4 protein-coding genes are annotated in these 3840 nt (G+C 56.7%); 2 read left to right on the forward strand and 2 right to left on the reverse strand.

What is annotated here, in order from left to right:
- Nucleotides 1-1107: hypothetical protein (locus tag VI895_07290; protein HLG19608.1), on the reverse strand; the 1107-nt coding region annotated here is incomplete at its 3' end.
- Between the two features lie 128 nt (nt 1108-1235).
- On the opposite strand from VI895_07290, the gene VI895_07295 reads away from it, so the two are divergent.
- Complete coding sequence (locus VI895_07295) at nt 1236-2597, forward strand: amino acid permease (GenBank protein HLG19609.1); 1362 nt, start codon at nt 1236-1238, stop codon at nt 2595-2597.
- A 42-nt stretch (nt 2598-2639) separates the two neighbouring features.
- Here the strand turns inward: VI895_07295 and VI895_07300 are convergent, their stop codons facing one another.
- On the reverse strand, nt 2640-2885 hold the full coding sequence (locus tag VI895_07300; protein ID HLG19610.1) for a glutathione S-transferase N-terminal domain-containing protein: 246 nt from the start codon (nt 2883-2885) through the stop codon (nt 2640-2642).
- A 29-nt stretch (nt 2886-2914) separates the two neighbouring features.
- On the opposite strand from VI895_07300, the gene VI895_07305 reads away from it, so the two are divergent.
- Nucleotides 2915-3840 (forward strand): penicillin-binding transpeptidase domain-containing protein (locus VI895_07305; GenBank protein HLG19611.1); only part of this gene is annotated, 926 nt, incomplete at its 3' end.

Raw genomic sequence — 3840 nt, forward strand, 5'->3', positions numbered from 1 at the left:
GATCGGCGTTTTGAGGTTATGGGACACCAGCGACATGAAATTGTCTTTGAGCGTTTCGACCTCGGAGAGGAGCTTGTTTTCCTGCTGGTAACGCCAACGCCCTTTGTATTCGACGATGAGCCGGTACGGGATTAGAAAGTAGTAAGCGAAAATGATCGCCGTGGCGGGGTGCGCAATGTCGAGATAAAAATTCTTGTTCAGCGCAGCCAGCGATCCCAGGACCAGTAAGACCGTGAGGAGAATCACCGCGAAAACACCGAGCACGGGGACCAGGCCGAAAAGAACTCCCACGGCGGCCAACGTTACGGTGAGCGTCAGAATTAGAACGACCGGCGGAGAGGGAATTCGGATTCCCCTGTTCCGCAGAACCGTGTCGATGACGTTCGCATGAATTTCCGTGGCGTCCGAGCTGCTCACTCCTCCCTTAGGAAAGAAGGGGAGGGGCGTTACTTTCGCATGCACCCGATGAGGGGGAGGAGAGATCAAGAGGATTTTTCCCTCAAGGGAAGCGCGGACTTTGCGGTCGGCTAAAGCTTTTTCCATCGAGATGTGGATGTAAGTTCCCGGCGGGCCGGCGACGTTGATCATCTGAGCTTTGCCTGAAGCGACCTGTTCCAGGCGATCTGGAGCGATTTCACGAAGGATCCGTAGATCGATATCGCCGACCGGCTGGGATTCGGATCCGCCGTCTTCGCGTTCGAAGGTCAATTCCTCCGGTGTGGCGACCAAGGGGAAGCTGGAAGGCAATCCCGGCGCCGGGAGACGGCTTTCGTAAAAAAAGTAATACAGAACGGGAAACGGACAGCGTTCGACGTGCAATCCGTCCGACTCTCCCGGGTCCAATTCAAAATCGAGACCGACCACGCGAGGCGGATGGGCGGTCAGACTCTTCAAGAATTCTTGAACCGGCTGGATCCAGTACCTTTCTTCATACTTGGCTTCCGTCGGGACCGGAGGGCTGACGATGACAATGTTGCGGTTGGCGGGTTGAGGGCCGCGGAGGTGCATCATCGCGTTGTAGACGACGCCGGAAAAGGGAAGATCCATCCAGACGATGATCAAGGCGAGGGCGGAACCAAATCCCCAGATCAAAAGCCAACGGCGCATGTGGCTGTATTGTAGCCAGGACCAAAAGGAGTTGTAAGTTTCCGTGGACGAGGACATACTGAAGCCGCTTCCCCGCAGAGTGGCAAGGGCCCGCGCGCGCGAAGCGCGCGGTCGGAAAGGAAATGGCCATGAGCGTCCCCCCGGAAGCTGTTCGGCCGGAGCTGAGGCGAGTTCTCGGTCTCTGGGATTCCGTCGCCGTCATCGTTGGAATTATTATCGGTTCAGGAATCTTTTTCACCCCCACGTCCATTGCAAAGGAGGTCGGCTCTTGGGGCGCCGTGCTCTTTGTCTGGATTTTGGGCGGTTTGGCGGCTCTTTGCGGCTCTCTTACGTATGCTGAGTTGGCCACCGCTTGGCCCCGGACCGGCGGGATTTTTGTTTATCTTCGCGAGTGCTTCGGGCCGTTGCCGAGCTTCTTGTTTGGATGGGCGAGCCTGATCGTCATCCGGCCCTCGGCGGTGGCCGGCATCTCCGTCATTTTCGCCACGTATGTTGCTTACTTCATCCCGGTTCCGCAGATCGGGATCAAATTGATCGCCGTGAGCGGAATCCTGATCGTTTCCATCATCAATTATACGGGCGTGCGCGCGACAAGCGTGATTTTGAATATCTTTACATCCATTAAGATTTTCACGCTGGTTGCCATTGCGTTCGTAGGGCTTGTTTTGTTTCGTTCTTCAGGCGCACCGATGGGGCCGATGCTTCCGGCGACCTTCAATTGGTCGTACGCGAGCGCATTTGGTGTCGCCCTGATCGGCGTGTTCTGGACGTACGACGGCTGGGTGGAGATCACGAACATTGCCGGCGAAATCCGCGAACCCGCGAAAATCATTCCAAGAGCGCTTCTTTTGGCGACGGTCGGCATATTGACGATCTATACGTTGGTGAATTTGGCGTATTTGCGCGTCCTGACGCTGGAAGGGGTTCAAAATTCCGGAAGAGTGGCATCGGACACTCTGGTTCGCGTGTTTGGACCGGTCGGCGGAAGTCTGATCGCGGTCGCTGTAATCGTTTCGACGTTCGGCGCATTGAACGGAACGACGCTGACGGGACCACGGATCTTTTTCGCCATGGCGGTGGACGGGCTCTTTTTTTCGTGGGCCAGAAAGGTCAGCCCCCGCTACAAATCTCCCTCCACCGCCATCGCATTGGAGGCGGCGCTCGCCATTCCGCTGGTGATTACGTGGACCTTCGATCAGGTCGCGACCTATTTCGTCTATATGTTTTTGATCTTTTATGCCCTATCGGCGTTGGCGGTGTTTCGTCTTCGAAGAATGCCCGGGGCGCCGATCCCGACTTACCGAACTTGGGGATATCCGTGGACGACGCTCTGTTTTGTTCTGGTCGCCGTCGGGATTCTAATCAACACGACGCTGCGCGCTCCAGTCCAAGCGGGATTGGGACTGTTGATCCTGGGTGCCGGTGTGCCGGTGTATTACCTCTGGCGACACCTGAAATCGGATCGCCAGCACATAAGGGAAATCGCTTAATCCGAAAACATCCGTTCTAGGCTTTATGCCACAACAGCCGCACTAACGTTTCTTGCCGAATTTCTCTTCAAGAAAGCGGACGATGTCGGCCGATTCGAGCATCGGTTTACCGTCGATCAAAAGGCAGGGAACCTGCCGCGTGCCGTTCATTTTTACCAGCTCGTCCCGGTATTGGGGTTGCTCCAAGATGTCGCGATATTGCACATCCGGTACTTGCAGCCGATCGATGGCGTTCTTGACGAACGTGCAGTAAGGGCAGCCCTCGAAGTGGTAGAGGATCAGTTCCATATCTGATAGAATTTTCTCACTTCTTTTCTGTGAGCTGGCGAGATTACCAAGAAAGACGGCGTCGCGGGAGTCGAAAAATCAGCGGACTTCATGTGGGTACGTTGGTTCTTCTTCTGGGGCTCGTCGGTTGGATTTTATTACGACCGAAAAGCGAACCGGTTGTCGTATCGGACACCCCTGCGCCCAAGGCGGATAGTGGCGATCTCAATCGAGGGTCGGTGGGGCATTTAATTGAAACCGCGGACCTGTCGGAGGGACCCGGCGAGATTCACGTTATGTACGGAAACGCCGCGCTGGTAGCCGATCTCACATTCGATGAAGGTCTTCAACGGTTCATTTTAAAGGAATTACGCCGGCGGAAGGTCGATTGGGCGGGGGTGGCGGTCGTGGATGCTTTGACGGGCGAAGTGCTCGCGCTGGCCTCCCATTCCGAAAGGGAACCGAGCGCCAGGAATCTCGCGCTAAGGGCCACGTTCTCCGCGGCATCCGTATTTAAAGTGGTCACGGCGGCTGCGGCGGTGGAAGATCGCGGCTATCGCCGAAGCACGCTGGTTCGTTACGAAGGAAATTCAACAAAAGTCCGGTCGCGGGAGATTTTACACGACCGGGGGAGAGAAAGCATGACGCTGGCCGAAGGATTCGCAAAGTCCGCGAACGCGATCTTCGGGAAGATCGGGGCCCGGGCTGTCGGCGGCGGACTTCTTTCCGAATATGCCGAGCGATTCGGTTTCAATACACCGATTCCTTTCATTCCGGCCGTTGAGCTCAGCCGGGCTGAAATCCCTCGCGAGGACCCGATGGAGGAGGCGCGGGCCGCAGCCGGCTTCGGCGAGGTTACGCTGAGCCCTCTTCACGGAGCACTGATTGCCGGTGCCGTTGTGGCGGATGGTTTCATGATGGAACCGTTCCTGGTTCGGCGGATCGTCGCCTCCACGGGGAGACTCCGCTACGCCAC

The organism is Bdellovibrionota bacterium (assembly GCA_035292885.1).
In the GTDB taxonomy this organism is placed as follows: Bacteria; Bdellovibrionota_G; JALEGL01; order JALEGL01; family DATDPG01; genus DATDPG01.

What these genes read in the sequence shown, in the direction of transcription:
- VI895_07300 (HLG19610.1), bottom strand. Translation starts at nt 2,885, where the DNA reads ATGGAACTGATCCTCTACCACTTCGAGGGCTGCCCTTACTGCACGTTC.
- VI895_07295 (HLG19609.1), top strand. Translation starts at nt 1,236, where the DNA reads ATGAGCGTCCCCCCGGAAGCTGTTCGGCCGGAGCTGAGGCGAGTTCTC.